Here is a 15,307-nt window from a genome sequence, read left to right as displayed (position 1 = left end):
CCGCCATGGCCACATGGGAGGACGTGCGCCGGATCGCGCTGGCGTTGCCGGAGACGGGCGAGAAGCTGTCCTGGGGCACGCCGCAGTGGCATGTGAAGGGCAAGGGCTTCGTCTGGGACCGGCCGCTGCGCAAGTCGGACCTGGCGGCGCTGGGCCTGGCGGCCCAGGAGGGCCCGGTGCTGGGCGCCCGGGTCGCCGACGAGGGCGTCAAGCAGGCCCTGGTCGCCGACGACCCGGCGGTCTTCTTCACCATCCCGCACTTCGACGGCTATCCGGCGGTGCTGGTGCGCCTGGACCGGATCGGGCTGCCGGAGCTGACCGAGGTGATCACCGAAGCGTGGCTGCTGAAGGCTCCTCGGAAGCTGGCGCAGGCGTTCCTCGACGGCCGCTGAGGTGTGCGAAGTGCCGGATTAGTGCCACCAGTGCAACGAAGGCGACAAACGTGGCGACCGCGGGCCAGCCGAACAGGTCGTAGGCCTGCACGCCCAGCCACGAGCCGAGGGTGCCGCCGACGAAGGTGCACGTCATGTACGCGGTGTTGAGCCGGCTGCGGGCCTCGGGCCGTAGCGCGAAGATCCGCGACTGGTTGGCCACCTGGCCGGACTGCACGGCGACGTCGAGCACCACGAGGCCGGCGATGAGCAGCACCAGCCCGGCGATCCCGCCCAGGACGCCGAAGGCCAGCACGGCGGCGGCCAGGATCACGCCGATGATCGAGAGCAGGCTGACCGGGTCCGAGCCCCTGCGGTCGATCAGACGGCCGGCGACCGGCGTGACGAAGACGCTGACCGCGCCGGCCAGGCCGATCAGGCCGACGGTCTCCGCGCCGAGGCCGTAGCGGGGGCTGCTGATCAGCAGGGCCAGGCAGGTCCAGGCCGCGCTGAAGCCGCCGAAGGTCAGGGCCTGGTAGAGCCCGGAGCGGCGCAGTTCGGGCTCCTCGCGGAACATCCGCACCGACTGGGCCAGCAGGGCCGGGTAGTTGTGCCGGACCGGGGGCTCGGTGTGCGGGACGGTCACGGCCAGCACGGCGCCGAGCGCCAGGATCAGCACGGCGGCGACGATGTACGGGGCCCGCCAGCCGAGCCACTCTCCCAAGGTGCCGCCGAAGGTCCGGGCCAGCAGGATGCCGGCCAGCAGGCCGCCGAGCATGGTGCCCATGACCGCGCCGCGGCGGTTCTCGGGGACCAGGCCGGCGACCATGGGCATGATCACCTGCGGCACCACCGTGAACACCCCGACCAGCGTGCCGGCGATGATCAGCACCGTGAGGTTGGGCGCGAAGGCGGCGGCCAGCAGGCACGCTCCGGTCAGGGCCATCAGCACCACGATCAGCGGCCGGTGGCGCAGCCGGTCTCCCAGCGGGACCAGCAGGAAGATGCCGGCGGCGTAGCCGAACTGGGCGCCGGTGGCGACCAGGGCGGCGGAGCTGGGCGCGACCCGCAGGTCGGCGGCGATGAGCGCGGTGACGGCCTGCGGGAAGTAGATGGTGGCGACGCAGACCGCGCAGGCCAGCGCCAGCAGCGGGATCATCCAGCGGTTCTGCACGGCTCCCCTTCCGAACGAACTAACTGGTTCGAACCTAGCCTACGCCACCGCTCGAACAAACTGGTTCGTTACCCTGGACACGTGGGTTACGACTCGAAGGCGACCAAGGAGCGGATCCTGGCCGCCGCGACCACGGAGTTCGCCGAGCACGGCGTGGCCGGCGCCCGGGTCGATCGGATCGCGGCGGCGGCCGAGGCCAACAAGCGGGCCATCTACGACTACTTCGGCGACAAGAAGGCCCTGTTCGCGGCCGTGCTGGAGCGCATGCTGTCCCGCTGCGCCGACGCCGTGCCGGTCGAGCCCGACCTGGCCGCCTACGCCCGCAAGCTGTTCGACTACCACGCGGCCAACCCCGAGGCGCTGCGCCTGCTGATGTGGGAGGCGCTGGAGATGGGCGGCCGCGAGGTGCCGGCCGAGCAGACGCGCACCACCGAGTACCAGAAGCGGGTCGCGTCGATCGACGGCCGGGTGCCCGACGCCGCGATGGTCTACTTCTTCACGTTGGGCCTGGTCAACTGGGGTCGGGCCATGCCGCAGCTACGCCGGATGGTGCTCGGCGCGGACTTCCCGCAGGACCAGCTGATCGAGGCGACGGTGGCGGCGGTCAGGACGTTGACGCAACGATGACCTGGCGCACGGCCTCGCCGCTGGCCAGCTGGTCGAAGCCCTCGTTGACCTGGTCCAGGCGCAGCCGGCCGGACACCAGCTCCGGCACCGGCAGCAGGCCGGCCTGGTAGAGCTGCACGAAGCGCGGGATGTCCCGGCGCGGCACGCTCGACCCCAGGTAGCTGCCCTTCAGCGTGCGCTCCTCGGCGACCAGGCTCAGCGCCGGCAGCACCAGCTGGCGGTCCGGGTGCGGCAGGCCGACCGTCACGGTCGTGCCGCCGACACGGGTCGCGTGGTAGGCCTGCGCCAGCACGTGCTCGCTGCCGGTGGTGTCGATGACCTTGTCCGCGCCGCCGTGCGTGAGGTCCTTGACCGCCGCGACGACGTCCTCGCCGCCTACGAGGGCGTGACTTGCTCCCAACCGTGCAGCCAAGTCCAGTTTTCCTTGCACGATGTCGACCGCCACGATCTGGCTCGCGCCCGCCGCCCGGGCCGCCAGCAGCGCCGCCAGGCCGACCCCGCCGAGGCCGAACACCGCGACCGTCTCCCCCGGCTTCACCTCGGCGCTGTGGAACGCCGCGCCGGCGCCGGTCAGCACCGCGCAGCCGAACAGCGCCGCCAGCTCCAGCGGCAGCGACGGGTCCACCCGGACCGCGGACTTGCTGGACACGACCGCGTATTCGGCGAACGCCGACACCCCCAGGTGGTGGTGCTCCCCGCCGCGCCAGCGCCGCTCCCCCGACAGCAGCGTGCCGGCGCGGTTGGCCACCGCCCCCGGCTCACACAGCGCCGGCCGCCCGGCCAGGCACATCCGGCACGAGCCGCAGGCCGGCACGAACGCCAGCACCACGTGGTCGCCGACCGCGAACTCGGCCCCACTGATGTCATCTGTCGGGCCGACCTCGACGACCTCGCCCGCCGCCTCGTGCCCCAGCACCATCGGCAACGGCCGCGGCCGGGAGCCGTTGATCACCGACAGGTCCGAGTGGCAGAGCCCGGCCGCCCCGATCCGGACCAGGATCTCCCCGCGGCCCGGCGGATCCAGCTCCAGCTCGGTCACCCGCAACGGCCGCGAGTCGGCGTACGGCCGCTCGACCCCGGAGGCCACCAGCACCGCCGCGTTCACCTTCATGCGCTCACCAGCTTCTCCAGCTCCGACCGCATGGGCTCGGCGATGGGCACCGGCCGGCGGGTCTCCCGGTCCACGAACACGTGCGTGAAGGTCCCCTCGGCGACCAGGGTGCGGTCGGAGCGGAACAGGCCGGTCTCGTAGCGGACGCTGCTGGTGCCCAGGTGGGCCACGCGCAGGCCGACCGAGATGACGTCAGGGAACGAGACCGAGGCCTTGTACACGCAGTGCGACTCCACGCACAGGCCGATCGGGCCGTCGCCGTCCAGGTCGAGGCCGGCCCGCTCGATCAGCCAGGTGTTGATCACGGTGTCCATCACCGAGTAGTGCACCGCGTTGTTCACGTGCCCGTAGTGGTCGTTGTCCTTCCACCTGGTCGGCACGTCCTGCCAGTACCCGTACTCGGTCATGCCCCCATCTAACCGGATGGCGACCCGGCGCCGCGGGGCGAGACCTAGAGGCCTTGGGGGAAGGCGAAGACCTTTTCGGGGTCATAGGTCCGGGCGACGGCTTCGAGGCGGGGCAGGCTGTCGCCGTAGTAGGCGGGGCGCCAGTCCGGCAGGTCGGGGTCGATGTAGTTGACGAAACCGTTGGCGCCGAACCACTCTCCGAGGCGGTCGCGGACCGGGGCGAGCTCCCGGCGGGCCTGGCCGACGGTGGCGGCCCGGTTGGTCACCTGGATGCTGGCGATCGCGTCCCGGTGCGGGAACGCGCCTTCGCCGCGGGCGATCGCGCCGCCGAAACTGTCGACCAGGCACCACATCCGCGGGCCGCTGGTGACCAGCTCGGCCATCGCCTGGGGATCCATGGGGCCGGTGAGCATGCGGGAAATCGAGGCGAAGTCGGCTCTTTCCTCGTTGCCGGTGGCGAACAACCGCATGGTGGCGAGGAAATCGAGCTCGTGCTCGACCCGTGCCCGCACGGTGGCCCCGATGCGGCGGGCCAGGTCGTCGATGAGACCCGTGTCCGTGCCGACGAGGCAGCCGCCGACCTCGGCGATGCCCTCGGGCATCCCCAGGCGGCACTGGGACCACATCTCCTCGGGCACATCGGCCTGCCAGGCCTGCCAGCCGTCGAGGATCGCCGGCTGGGCGTCGGTGGCGTACTCCAGCCACCACACGGTGAGCGGCTCGGCCGGGATCGTGCGGAACGTGAGCGAGGTGACGACACCGAAGTTGCCGCCGCCACCGCCCCGCAGGGCCCAGAACAGCTCGTCGTCGCCGGAAACCGTGCGGACAACGCCGTCGGCGGTGACGATGGTCGCCTCGACGAGTTGGTCGCTGGCCAGGCCGCATTTGCGGCCCAGGGCCCCGATGCCGCCGCCGAGGGTCAGTCCCGCGACGCCGACCGTCGGGCAGGTGCCGGCCGACATCATCCGACCGGCGCGGCCGACCGCGTCGAACACGGCGGCCAGCTGCGCGCCGCCGCCGACCACTGCGGCGCCGTCCGGGCGCACCTCGACGGTGTTGACACCCGAGACGTCGATGATCAGGCCGTCGTCCGGAGTGGAATAGCCGGCGTAGCTGTGGCCGCCACTGCGCGCGGCGACCGGAATCCCTTGTGTGGCGGCGAATTCAACGCAGCGCTGGACATCGGCGACGGATTCGCACCGGGCGACGGCCGCCGGGCGGCGATCGTCGTACCGGGTGAGGAAGGCGAGCTTGGCCCGCGCGTAGTCGGGGTCCGTCGGGCGCAACAGCCGGCCGGCCAGCGCGCGAGCCAAGTCGTCCATCCGGCCACGCTACTTGCGGCGCAACGACACACCCAAGTCCTTTCGCAGGCACACCTCGATGAACACCCGCAGGTACGGGTCTTCCCCCGTCTCGACGAGCAGCTTCTCGTGATCCATGTCAGGCCAGTTGACCATCCCGCGGTGGTTAGGATCCCCCGCATGGCACTTCCCGAGGCGCTGCTCGACCTGCTGCGCAAGCCCAGCCCGTGCTTCGTGGCCACCGTCAACCCGGACGGCTCGCCGCAGCTGACCCAGACCTGGGTGGACACCGACGGCGAGCACGTGCTGGTGAACACCGTCGAGGGCTTCCGGAAGGTCCGGAACATGCGGCGGGACCCGCGGGTGTCGCTCAACGTCGCCGACCCCGAGCAGGTGACCCGCTACTTCCGGATCCGCGGTCGGGTCCTCGACATCAGCCCCGACGGCGGCGCCGAGCACATCGACGTGCTGGCCAAGCGCTACACCGGCGCCCCGTACGCCTGGTACGGCGGGCGGGACCAGGTGCGGCTCATCGTCACCATCGAGGCCGAGCACGTCAGCGGCATGGGCTGAGGTCTGGTAGGCAGGACGTCGTGGATCCCGTGCGGGCGCTGGAGCAGGTCGCGTTCGAGCTGGAGCGCGCCGGCGAGCCCGGCTACCGGGTGCGGGCCTTCCGCAAGGCCGCCGAGGTCGTCGCCGCCGTGCCCGCGGAGAAACTCGCGAACATGGTGCGGATGGGCACCCTGACCAAGCTGCCCGGCATCGGCAAGTCCACCGCCGCGGTCATCGAGGACGCCCTGCGGGACCGTCCCGTCGAATACCTCGACAAGATCCACCAGCCCGACCTCTCCGGCGGCGCGGGGCTGCGGGCCCTGCTGCGCGGCGACTGCCACACCCATTCCGACTGGTCCGACGGCGGCAGCCCGCCCGACGTGATGGCCAGGGCCGCCCGGGACCTCGGGCACGACTGGATCGCCCTCACTGACCACTCGCCGCGCCTGACCGTCGCCAACGGCCTGTCCGCCGCTCGGCTGCATCAGCAGCTGGACCTCGTCGCGGCGCTCAACGCCGAGCTGGCCCCGTTCCGGATCCTCACCGGCATCGAGGTCGACATCAACCTCGACGGCTCCCTCGACCAGTCCCCCGAGCTCTTGGACCGCCTGGACGTCGTCGTCGCCAGCGTCCACTCCAAACTCCGCATGCCCTCGTCCGAGATGACCCCTCGCCTGCTGGCCGCCGTCGCCCATCCCCGGGTCACCGTGCTCGGCCACTGCACCGGCCGCCTCGTCACCGGCCGCGGCCGTCCCGAGTCCGAATTCGACGCCTCCGCCGTCTTCGCCGCCTGCCGCGCGAACAACGTCGCCGTCGAGATCAACTCCCGGCCCGAGCGGCTCGACCCACCCCGCCGCCTGCTGCGCCTCGCCGTCTCCCTGGGATGCGTGTTCGCCATCGACACCGACGCCCACGCCCCCGGTCAGCTCACCTGGCAGCCGTTGGGGTGCGCCCGTGCCGAGGAGTGCGGCGTGCCGGCGGAACGGGTCGTCAACACGTGGTCGGCAGACGAGCTACTGGCGTGGAAAACCCGCGCCTAGCAGTGGAACCAGCCGGAGAAGTAGCCGTAGTTCTCCAGGGTGTCGGTGACGAAGGTGGTGGAGGTGCCGGCGCCGCGGGCGGGGCCGAGGCCGTCGGTGGCGGAGATGACGCGCCAGTTGCCGCCGCCGTCGGTGGTGCCGGCGTGGAAGGTGCCGGTCTGGGACCAGGTCATGGTGCCGGGACGGGGGCCGCACTGGCGGACCGTGCCGGCGAGGGTTTCGGTGCCGGTGAAGGAGAACCAGCCGGCCTCGGCCTGGGGGTAGACGCAGTAGTCGTAGGTGGTGACGCCGACCCAGTCGTCGCCGGCCTCGGTGCCGAAGGTGGCCTCGCCGTGAATGGCCGAGCCGCCGGGGTCGCAGGTGATGGGCGACGGGACGATCTCGGTGCCGGGGTCGTAGAAGTGGGAGAAGATCTCCGGGGTGCCGGCCGAGGCGGGCGCGGAGGACACGAAGCCGAGTCCCAGGGCCAGAATCGCGGTGATGAGCAGACCTCGCCCCATGACGCCCCCCAAATCGTTGAAACGAAAGGGAATTCTAACCCGAAACGGACAGAGGCGGCAACAGGTCAGACGGGGATGAGGCGAGACACCAGGGCGCCGAGCTGGCGGGCGTTGCGGCACTCGTGCATCTCGATCACGGTGGCGTAGTCGTGGGCGGCGGAGTCGCCGGTGTTCCACAGGTCGCGGCGTTCCGGGTTGAGCCAGAAGGCCCGGCGGGCGGGGCGCAGGATCTGGGCGAGCACGGCGAGGCGGGGATCGCCGTTGTTGTTGCGGGCGTCGCCGAGGATGAGCACGGAGGTCTTGGGGCCGATGGCGTCGGCGTAGCGGTCGGCGAACTCGTCGATGGAGCGGCCGTAGTCGGAATGCCCGTCCCACCGGATGATGGAGGCCTCGCTGAGGATCCGAGCGCCGAGGGCGGCGGGGTCGGCGACGCCGTTGGTGACGAGATGGGTGACCTCGTCCATGCCGTCGACGAAGGCGAACACACGGACCTTGGAGAACTGGTCCCGCAGCGCCTGCACCAACAGCATGGTGAAGTTGGCGAAGGACGCGACGGAGCCGGACATGTCGCACAGCAGCACGATCTCGGGCCGCCCGGGACGGTGCCGCCGGAACACCGGCGTCATGGGCACGCCACCGGTGGACAGGGAACGGCGAAGGGTGCGGCGAAGGTCGATCTGGCCCCGAGCGGCGCGTCGGCGGCGGGCGGCCAGGCGGGTGGCGAGCTTGCGGGCCAGGGGCTGGACCATGCGGCGCATCTCGGCGACCTGGGCCCGGCCGGCCTGAAGGAAGTCGAGCTGGTCGGGCGTGGGCGGAACCGCCGTGCGGGCAAGGCGTTCCCGGCCCCGGAGCTCGGCGACGCGGCGAAGGGCCTCGCCCCGCACCAGCTCACGGAAGCGTTCGATACGGCGGCGAACCTCGTCCCGGTCGAGCCGCTCGGTGAACCCGGCCTGGGCCTGCATGGCGGCGAGGATCCGCACGAGCAGGGTCTGCGGCTGCACCCGGTCCAAGGTCTGGTGCGCGGAATAGCCGCCGGTGCCGGAACCCCCTTGCCCGTACTGCCCGAACGCGTCGACGGCGAGCCCGGCCAGTTGCAGCAGCTGCTCCTCGTCGTCGAAGGCGAGGGCGGCGACGAGACGGTCGTTGAGCTCGTCGAGGGTGACCTGCTCGTGCCGGGCTTGCTCGGGAACCCCTACGCCCAAAGGAAAAAACAGGTCGAAGGTGGAGTCGAAGACGGCCCGCTGACCGTCGCGCCGGATCAGGCAGGCGGCCAGGCCCTCCCGGGTGCGCTCGCGGTCGTCGAAGCCGAGCACCGCCAAAGCCTCGGCGGCGTCGACGGTCTCACCCGGCCCGGCCTGGATTCCCTTGGCCCGCAAGGCCTGCACGAACTCGGTGAGACGATCCGAGACGGTCACAGCTTGTCCAGCTCCAGCCGCTGCCCGGCCTTCACCATGTCCTCCTGATGCTTGAGGATCACGCCGAGGCTGTCCCGCACCAGCTCCTCGTTCAGCGACTCGGCGCCCAGCGCCAACAGCGTCCGGGCCCAGTCGATGGTCTCGGCCACCGACGGCGACTTGCGCAGTTCCATGGCCCGCAAGGCATTGACGACCCGCACGATCGAGGTCGCCAGCACCGAGTCGATGCCGGGCACCCGGGCCAGCACGATCCGCTTCTCCAGGTCCTCGTCGGGGAAGTCGATGTGCAGGAACAGACAGCGCCGCCGCAGGGCCTCGGACAGCTCGCGGGTGGCGTTGGAGGTGAGCACGGCGAACGGCCGCTGGGTGGCGGTGATGGTGCCGAGCTCGGGCACGGTGACCTGGAAGTCGCCGAGCACCTCCAGCAGCAGTCCCTCCACCTCGACGTCGGCCTTGTCGGTCTCGTCGATCAGCAGCACGGTCGGCTCGTCGCCGCGGATGGCGGTGAGCAGCGGCCGCGGCAGCAGGAACTCCTCGCTGAAGATGTCGTTGCGGGTCTGGTCCCACGTCTCGTCGCGGCCGGCGGTGATGCGCAGCAGCTGCTTGGCGTGGTTCCACTCGTACAGCGCCCGCGACTCGTCGACGCCCTCGTAGCACTGCAACCGCACCAGCCGCGAGCCGGTGACCTGGGCGACGGCCTTGGCCAGCTCGGTCTTGCCGACGCCGGCCGGCCCCTCGACCAGCAGCGGCTTGCCCAGCCGGTCGGCCAGGAACACGGTCGTGGCGACCGCGTTCGAGGCGAGGTAGCCGGCGTCGGCCAGCCGCGCGGCCACCTCGTCGACGGACGTGAAGAACCCGGTCACCCTGTCCCCTTACGCAGTAGTCCCTCCGCTAGATGAACTTAGCTGCTCCAGCTCCTGTTCGACACGAGCGTCGTGCTCGGCGAGGTCGGCCCGGGCCCGGCTGGGCCGCCACCGGCCGACCATCACGAAGATCAGCGGCAGGAACACGGCCTCGCCGCCGACGCACACCCACCACCAGTTCTGCCACTGCCCGGGCGTCTGCTCGGCGGCCGCCTTCACCTCGGCGCCGTGCTCCTTGAGGAAGGCCGCCTCCTCCGTGGTCAGGGCCGACGGGTTGGTCTGGGCCTTGGCGGCGATGGTCGCGACCTCGCCGCCGTACTGCACGAGCGGCGTCATGGACGTGACCACGAACGGCAGGGCGAACACCGACAACGCCACGCAGGCCCGCACGATCCAGCCCCACACGGCCAGGCCGGTGGCGGTCAGGGCCGGGTTGATGCGCTCGACGGTCTCGGTGAAACTGGCCATCCACGGCGCGTAGGCCACGGCCATGAACAGCGCCAGCGCGCTGATGATCCAGACGAAGGTGTAGTAGTCGGTCTGCGGTTGGGTGGCGCGGCTGAGGAACACGATCGTCATGACGATCGCGCCGAGCGCCCCGACCAGCATGAACGGCTTGCGCACGCGCAGCCGGTCGGAGACAAGGCCGACCACGATCAGCCCGAGCGCGTCCACGCCCCAGAACCAGTTCCCGATGCCGTTGGCGTCGGCCAGGCTGAAGCCGTAGATGGTGGTGAAGTAGATGGTGAAGAAGCCGACCGCGGTGTAGTAGACGATCAGGAACACCGAGATGGCGAAGGCCGAGCCGATCACCGGCAGCCGCATCATCTGCCGCCACGGCCGCTCGACCGCCTTGTCCACGTCGATGCCGGCGGCCCGGGCCTCGACCAGGGCCCGGTCGTGCAGGCTGACCATGAGCTGGTCGCGCAGGTTGGGCGAGAGCTCCCGCAGGCCGAACAGGGCGATCACGAAGACCACCAGGCCGACGACGCCGCAGATGACGAACTGGGCGCGCCAGTCGGGCAGCGACTCGATGGTGTTGCTGGAGACTTCGGACAGCACCAGGCTGCCGACCACCGGCCCCAGCGTCCAGAAGCCCATCGCCGAGGCCCGGCCCAGCTGCGGCGAGAAGTCCCGGACCAGCGCCGGCGTGGCCACCAGGATGATGCCCTCGACGAAGCTGATCACCGTGAACAGGATGGCGAAGGTGAGCTGGTCGCGGGCATTGGGCACGCCGACCAGGGTCAGCAGGCCGGTCACGCCTAGGCCGTAGGCCACCAGATTGGCCCGGCCCCAGCGGTCGGCCAGGCCGGCCAGCAGCGAGGCGAAGGCGCCGACCGCGTTGCCCACCACGGAGATGTAGACGTAGTAGGTGAAGGACATGTGGTACTCGGCGATGATCTCGGTGGCGACCGCCCCCGGCACGTACAACTCGTAGTAGAGCACCACGGTCGCCACGACCACGATCGCCAGGTACCAGAGGCGTTGGCGGGTCTCGGGATAGTGGTCCAACCGGCGCTGCCACAGGACGCTCATGAACGCCTCCTTCGGACTACGGTGTCCGATAGCCTGTGCCACAAGTCACAGGTACGCGGCGGTACTTTAGGGGGTGCCGGACGGTGCGACAAGAGGGCTCCCTGGCCAGAAGGCACGACGACGCGCCAGGTCTGCCTCGGGGACGCTCCAGCCTGCCGGCCGACGAGGTGCGGGCGGCGCAGCGGCAGCGGCTGCTCACCGCCACCGTCGCCGCGGTGGCCGCCGAGGGCTACCACGCCATCACCGTCGCCGACATCGTGCGCGGGGCGCGGGTCTCCAAAGCCGCCTTCTACGTCCACTTCCGGGACAAGGAGGACTGCTTCCTCGCCGCCACCGCCTACGGCGGCAACCTGCTGGTGGACGCCGTCCTCGCCGCCACCCGCTCCCAGCCGGCCGACGCCTCCGCCGCCGACATCCTCCGCGCCGCCTGCCGGGCGTTCCTGCGCTTCCTGGCCGACGAGCCCGCCTTCGCCCGCGTGTTCTACGTCGACATGCCCGCGGCCGGATCCGGCGCCGTGAACCGGATGGACGCCGCCCAGCACCGCTTCGCCGAGCTCAACCGCAGCTGGCACCGCCACGCCCTCAGCCGCCACCCCGACTGGCCCGCCGTGCCGTACGACGCCTACCTCGCCCTCGCCGGCGCCACCACCGAGCTCGTCAGCGTCCGCGTCCGCCACAACCGAGCCGCCGAGCTCCCCGACCTGGAGGACACCCTCGTCGCCCTCCACCTGGCCGTCCTCGCCGCCCAACGCTGGCCCGACATCCCCTGACGACGACTCGCGACGATGAGCTCAGCAGTCGGGCTGCAGCTGGCCCTCGCGCAACCGCTCCAGCGCGCCGTTCACCAGGTCGGACAGTCCCTGGCGGAGCACGCCCGCACGCTTGGCCCCGAGCTCGGCCAGCAGCGTTTCCTCGATCTCCGCCAGCTCCGCGGCCACCTTGCGGTGCACCAGGCGACCGGCTGGCGTGATCTTGATGATCCGGGCCCGACGGTCGTCCGGGTCGGCGATCCGGGAGATGAACCCGCTGTCCTGGAGCTGGTCGAGGATGTTGACCATCTTGGACTTGTCCAGTCCGAGCTGGCGGCACAGGATGAGCTGGCTGCGGGCCGGCTCGTCCTTGATCTCGGTCAGCACGTCGTAGCCGGACAACGAGAGCGAGTGCTGCCGCAGCGCCGCCAGCTCGATGGCGCCCAGTCCACGGAACAGCCGCATGGCCAGCCAGTGCAGATCGTCCCGCACCGGCCGGGAGGGCGAGGCCGTGGTGCTCGGAGCAGACATGCCGCGATGGTACATCGGACACCAGATCTTCTTAGTGTTCAACCACTGCCTTCGCGGTCAGTCGGGCCAACACCACCGCGCTCACCACAGCCAGCGAGGCGAAGACCGCTCCGGCGAGGAACGCGGCGTCGTAGCCGGCGGTGAGCGCCTCGGCTCCGGGATCGGGCCGCCCCGCGCCGCCGGTGGTCCACGCGGCGACGACGGCCAGCACGGCCAAGCCGATCGCGCCACCGACCTGACGCGTCGTGCTGAACAGTCCTGACGCCAAGCCGGCCTCCTCGCGAGGCACTCCCGAGGTCGCCGACAGGGCGAGGCCGGTCATGGCCAGCCCGGTGCCCAGCGTCACCAACACCATCGGCACCAACAGGTCTCGCACGTAGCTGCCCTGGACGGGAAGGAAACCCAGCCACAGCAAGCCGATCGCCGCGATCAACGGCCCGGCGACCAGCGGCGCCCTCGCGCCGGCGCGGCGCACCAGCGGCGGGCCGGCGTAGGCGGCCGCGCTCATCACGATCGCGCCGGGCAGGAAGGCCAGGCCGGCCTCCAGCGCGGTGTACCCGAGCACGTTCTGCATGTAGAGCGTCAGGAAGAAGAAGTGCGCGATCACCGCGCAGCACAGCCAGAGCATCACCACGTTCGCGCCGGCGACCGAGGGCAGCCGCAGCACCCGGAACACCAGCAGCGGCTGGGCGGCGACCCTGGCCTCGTGCAGCACGAACCACACCAACAGGATCACCCCGCCGACCAGCGGCGCCAGTGTGTTCGCCGACCCCCAGCCGTACTGCTGGCTCGCGATCGTCCCGTACACCACCGCAAGCAGGCCGACCGTCACCAGCACCGCGCCGGTCATGTCGAGCCGCTGGGGCTTGTTGTCGCGCTGTCCCGTGGCGATCGCCCGCAGCGCCAACGCGAACGCGGCCACGCCGATTGGCAGGTTGACGAAGAACACCCAGCGCCAGTCCAACAGCGAGGTGAGCACGCCGCCGAGAACCGAGCCGACCGCGGTGCCGCCAGCCGACACGGCACTCCAAACGGCCATCGCCTTGGCTCGGCGCGCCCCCTCGGAGAAGGTCGTGGTCAGCAGGGTCAGCGTCGCCGGCGACAGGACCGCGCCGCCAAGGCCCTGCGCGGCGCGAGCGGCGATGAGCGTGCCAGGGTCCTGTGCGTCGCCGGCGACCACACTGGCCGCGGTGAACACCGCCAGTCCGGTCAGGAACACCCGCCTTCGCCCGAACAGGTCCGCCACCCGACCGCCCAGCAGCAGGAACCCGGCGTAGATCACGGCATAGACGGTGACCACCCACTGGAGGCCGGTCGCGCTGAATCCCAGACTGTCCCGGACAGCCGGCAGGGCGACGTTGACGATCGACACGTCGAGCACGACCATACCCTGCCCCAGGCACAGCGCCAGCAGTGTCACCCAGTCCGGCAGTGGGCGGCGCCCGCTGCCGTTGACGTCATCAACCTTCGGAGCCGCTTCGGTCATCGCGACCTTCCCTGTCCGGCGTGCTGCGGCGCGACCCGTGCGCCGCTGAGGCGAATGTGCCGCCAGATTGAGTCCATGTCAAGATGTTCTTGAATCAAAACCATCTTGCGCACAACCTATATTGGGTCGGCATCGGGAGTGGCGGGGCTCGACGTACGCGACCAGGACGTGGACACGTTCATCCGGCGACGGTCCCCCGCTACGGCTCGATCAACGTGCTGGTCGAGGCCGGCGAGGGGAGGGACCGTCAAGACCTGGACCTCCCGCCGCGGCCTGGACCTCCCGCCGCGGCCTGGACCGGGCCGCGGGAGGTTCCGGCAGGAGGTCCCCGCCCATCCGGTGGCCGAGGTGGTTCGGGGCGGGCGGCGGTTACGCGGCGGGCTGCTGCGCGGCGGGGAGGTGGCGGGCAACGTGATACTGGCGGCATGACGGACGATCACTGGCACGCGCCGTTGCGGCACATCAAGGGCGGGAGCCTGAGCGGCGACACCGGCCAGACCAGCGGGATGAGGCGGCTGGAGGCGATCTCGGGCAAGACGGTGGGCTCGAGCAAGGTGTGGATGGGCGAGACCCACGTCGCGCCGGCGACGAACTCCGGGGACCACCATCACGGGGAGGCGGAGACGGCCATCTACGTGAAGTCGGGCCACCCGGTGTTCGTCTTCGCCGACGGCGACGAGGAGATCCGGCTGGAGACGGGGCCGGGCGACTACGTGTTCGTGCCGCCCTTCGTGCCGCACCGCGAGGAGAACCCCGGCGAGGAGCCGGCGGTGGTGATCATCGCGCGCAGCAGTCAGGAGGGCATCGTGGTCAACCTGCCCAGCCTCTGGCCGGACCAGGGTCAGGAGCGCTCGTAAGGGGTCTTCTCCCCCGCCTCGACGGCGAAGGCCAGGTTGTTGCCGGCCGGCGGCAGCGGGCAGGTGGCGAAGTCGGTGAAGGCGCACGGCAGGTTGAGGGCCCGGTTGAAGTCGAGCCGCACGGCCCCGCCCCCGGCCGGCGCGTCCACGGCGAGCGACCGGTTGGCGGCGTAGGTGGTGACGCCGCTGGTGGCATCGGTGAACAGGATGCTCAGCGCGTTGCTGCCCTTGCCGTTGAAGACGGTGAGGCTGTGCTCGACGCCGTCACGCTGGAACTTCACGACGCCGGGGGCGTTGTAGACGTGGCTGAGGCCCTCGACGACGGCGCCGACGGTGGTCGGCCGGGGCTCGTCGAACGGCTCGTAGACGCCGTCGAACACGAACGTCTCGTCGGGCTCGTAGGCCGGCACGCCGTGGAACTCCCGAAGCACCGGGGCCTTGGGGTCGTGCACCCGGATGAGGTATCCGGACCGCCGGGCGACCTCGACCTCCAGGTCGCCGGCGACCACCCGCACGCCCGGCCCGCTGTTGATCAGCTCCAGCCGGAGCACCTCGGTCACCGGCTTGCCCTCGTAGGTCGCCGAGGCGCCCTTGGGGTCGAAGTAGGCGGCCTCGGAGTCCTGCCACCACAGCCCGGGCAGCCCCGGATAGTCGCGGGGGCTGTCCTCCAGCCAGTCCAGGGAGACCAGCGCCAGCCACCCGTACGGGTCGGCCAGCGCCTGCTCACGGTCGGTGTGCCATGCCTGCCATTCGCCAGCGAAAGTCATACCTGCCTCAACGCCGGACG

General features: G+C 71.1%; 17 protein-coding genes. 6 read left to right on the top strand and 11 right to left on the bottom strand.

Annotation, left to right across the window (positions count from 1 at the left end; translation table 11 throughout):
- Positions 1-5 precede the first annotated feature (5 nt).
- Positions 6-392, top strand: coding sequence for an MmcQ/YjbR family DNA-binding protein (locus ACIG5F_RS21280; RefSeq protein ID WP_396519901.1), 387 nt, complete (start codon positions 6-8; stop codon positions 390-392).
- On the opposite strand, the gene ACIG5F_RS21275 is transcribed toward ACIG5F_RS21280, so the two are convergent.
- Positions 328-1,545: an MFS transporter gene (locus ACIG5F_RS21275; protein ID WP_396519899.1), complete on the bottom strand. Its 1,218-nt coding sequence runs from the start codon at positions 1,543-1,545 to the stop codon at positions 328-330. The two genes, ACIG5F_RS21280 and ACIG5F_RS21275, sit on opposite strands and share 65 nt — an antisense overlap.
- Before the next feature lie 81 nt (positions 1,546-1,626).
- On the opposite strand from ACIG5F_RS21275, the gene ACIG5F_RS21270 reads away from it, so the two are divergent.
- Entirely contained in the window at positions 1,627-2,172 is a 546-nt protein-coding gene (locus tag ACIG5F_RS21270; protein WP_396519897.1) for a TetR family transcriptional regulator, read from the top strand.
- Here ACIG5F_RS21270 and ACIG5F_RS21265 read toward each other — a convergent pair.
- From ACIG5F_RS21265 to ACIG5F_RS21255, 3 genes are read right to left on the bottom strand one after another with little or no spacing between them, the layout of a single operon-like run.
- On the bottom strand, positions 2,150-3,283 hold the full coding sequence (locus tag ACIG5F_RS21265) for a zinc-binding dehydrogenase (protein ID WP_396519895.1): 1,134 nt from the start codon (positions 3,281-3,283) through the stop codon (positions 2,150-2,152). The two genes, ACIG5F_RS21270 and ACIG5F_RS21265, sit on opposite strands and share 23 nt — an antisense overlap.
- Positions 3,280-3,690 carry an acyl-CoA thioesterase gene (locus ACIG5F_RS21260; RefSeq protein ID WP_396519893.1) on the bottom strand — a complete coding sequence of 137 codons (411 nt, stop codon included), beginning with the start codon at positions 3,688-3,690 and terminating at the stop codon, positions 3,280-3,282. Before ACIG5F_RS21260 ends, ACIG5F_RS21265 begins: the two co-directional genes overlap by 4 nt.
- Before the next feature lie 44 nt (positions 3,691-3,734).
- Positions 3,735-5,012, bottom strand: a complete 1,278-nt coding sequence (locus ACIG5F_RS21255) for an FAD-binding oxidoreductase (protein ID WP_396519891.1) — start codon at positions 5,010-5,012, stop codon at positions 3,735-3,737.
- Positions 5,013-5,171: 159 nt separating this feature from the next.
- Here ACIG5F_RS21255 and ACIG5F_RS21250 point away from each other — a divergent pair, with 159 nt between their 5' ends.
- The gene (locus ACIG5F_RS21250; RefSeq protein WP_396519889.1) at positions 5,172-5,564 is read left to right on the top strand and encodes a PPOX class F420-dependent oxidoreductase; all 393 of its coding nucleotides are present in this window, start codon (positions 5,172-5,174) and stop codon (positions 5,562-5,564) included.
- Positions 5,565-5,584: 20 nt separating this feature from the next.
- Positions 5,585-6,583 (top strand): PHP domain-containing protein, encoded by a 999-nt coding sequence (locus tag ACIG5F_RS21245; RefSeq protein WP_396519887.1) that lies wholly within the window; start codon positions 5,585-5,587, stop codon positions 6,581-6,583.
- Here the strand turns inward: ACIG5F_RS21245 and ACIG5F_RS21240 are convergent.
- The 4 genes from ACIG5F_RS21240 to ACIG5F_RS21225 form a co-directional block, all read right to left on the bottom strand.
- Positions 6,580-7,083, bottom strand: coding sequence for a hypothetical protein (locus ACIG5F_RS21240; protein ID WP_396519885.1), 504 nt, complete (start codon positions 7,081-7,083; stop codon positions 6,580-6,582). The two genes, ACIG5F_RS21245 and ACIG5F_RS21240, sit on opposite strands and share 4 nt — an antisense overlap.
- Positions 7,084-7,148: 65 nt before the next feature.
- Complete coding sequence (locus ACIG5F_RS21235; protein WP_396519883.1) at positions 7,149-8,498, bottom strand: VWA domain-containing protein; 1,350 nt, start codon at positions 8,496-8,498, stop codon at positions 7,149-7,151.
- Entirely contained in the window at positions 8,495-9,361 is an 867-nt protein-coding gene (locus ACIG5F_RS21230) for an AAA family ATPase (RefSeq protein ID WP_396519881.1), read from the bottom strand. The genes ACIG5F_RS21235 and ACIG5F_RS21230 overlap by 4 nt, the downstream gene beginning before the upstream one ends.
- Before the next feature lie 9 nt (positions 9,362-9,370).
- Positions 9,371-10,897 carry an MFS transporter gene (locus tag ACIG5F_RS21225; RefSeq protein WP_396519879.1) on the bottom strand — a complete coding sequence of 509 codons (1,527 nt, stop codon included), beginning with the start codon at positions 10,895-10,897 and terminating at the stop codon, positions 9,371-9,373.
- Between the two features lie 83 nt (positions 10,898-10,980).
- Here ACIG5F_RS21225 and ACIG5F_RS21220 point away from each other — a divergent pair, with 83 nt between their 5' ends.
- On the top strand, positions 10,981-11,667 hold the full coding sequence (locus ACIG5F_RS21220; RefSeq protein ID WP_396519877.1) for a TetR/AcrR family transcriptional regulator: 687 nt from the start codon (positions 10,981-10,983) through the stop codon (positions 11,665-11,667).
- Between the two features lie 21 nt (positions 11,668-11,688).
- On the opposite strand, the gene ACIG5F_RS21215 is transcribed toward ACIG5F_RS21220, so the two are convergent.
- Together ACIG5F_RS21215 and ACIG5F_RS21210 are read right to left on the bottom strand one after the other, a co-directional pair.
- Positions 11,689-12,177 (bottom strand): MarR family winged helix-turn-helix transcriptional regulator, encoded by a 489-nt coding sequence (locus ACIG5F_RS21215; protein ID WP_396519875.1) that lies wholly within the window; start codon positions 12,175-12,177, stop codon positions 11,689-11,691.
- A 31-nt stretch (positions 12,178-12,208) separates the two neighbouring features.
- Positions 12,209-13,663, bottom strand: coding sequence for an MFS transporter (locus tag ACIG5F_RS21210; RefSeq protein ID WP_396519874.1), 1,455 nt, complete (start codon positions 13,661-13,663; stop codon positions 12,209-12,211).
- Positions 13,664-14,088: 425 nt separating this feature from the next.
- On the opposite strand from ACIG5F_RS21210, the gene ACIG5F_RS21205 reads away from it, so the two are divergent.
- Positions 14,089-14,520 (top strand): cupin domain-containing protein, encoded by a 432-nt coding sequence (locus ACIG5F_RS21205; protein WP_396519872.1) that lies wholly within the window; start codon positions 14,089-14,091, stop codon positions 14,518-14,520.
- On the opposite strand, the gene ACIG5F_RS21200 is transcribed toward ACIG5F_RS21205, so the two are convergent.
- Complete coding sequence (locus tag ACIG5F_RS21200) at positions 14,505-15,287, bottom strand: DUF1684 domain-containing protein (RefSeq protein WP_396519870.1); 783 nt, start codon at positions 15,285-15,287, stop codon at positions 14,505-14,507. The two genes, ACIG5F_RS21205 and ACIG5F_RS21200, sit on opposite strands and share 16 nt — an antisense overlap.
- Between the last annotated feature and the right edge of the window lie 20 nt (positions 15,288-15,307).

Source organism: Kutzneria sp. NPDC052558, assembly GCF_044547355.1.
Classification (GTDB): domain Bacteria; phylum Actinomycetota; class Actinomycetes; order Mycobacteriales; family Pseudonocardiaceae; genus Kutzneria.
Note: the sequence above shows the minus strand (reverse complement) of the source record. Positions and strands in the feature narration are given on the sequence as shown.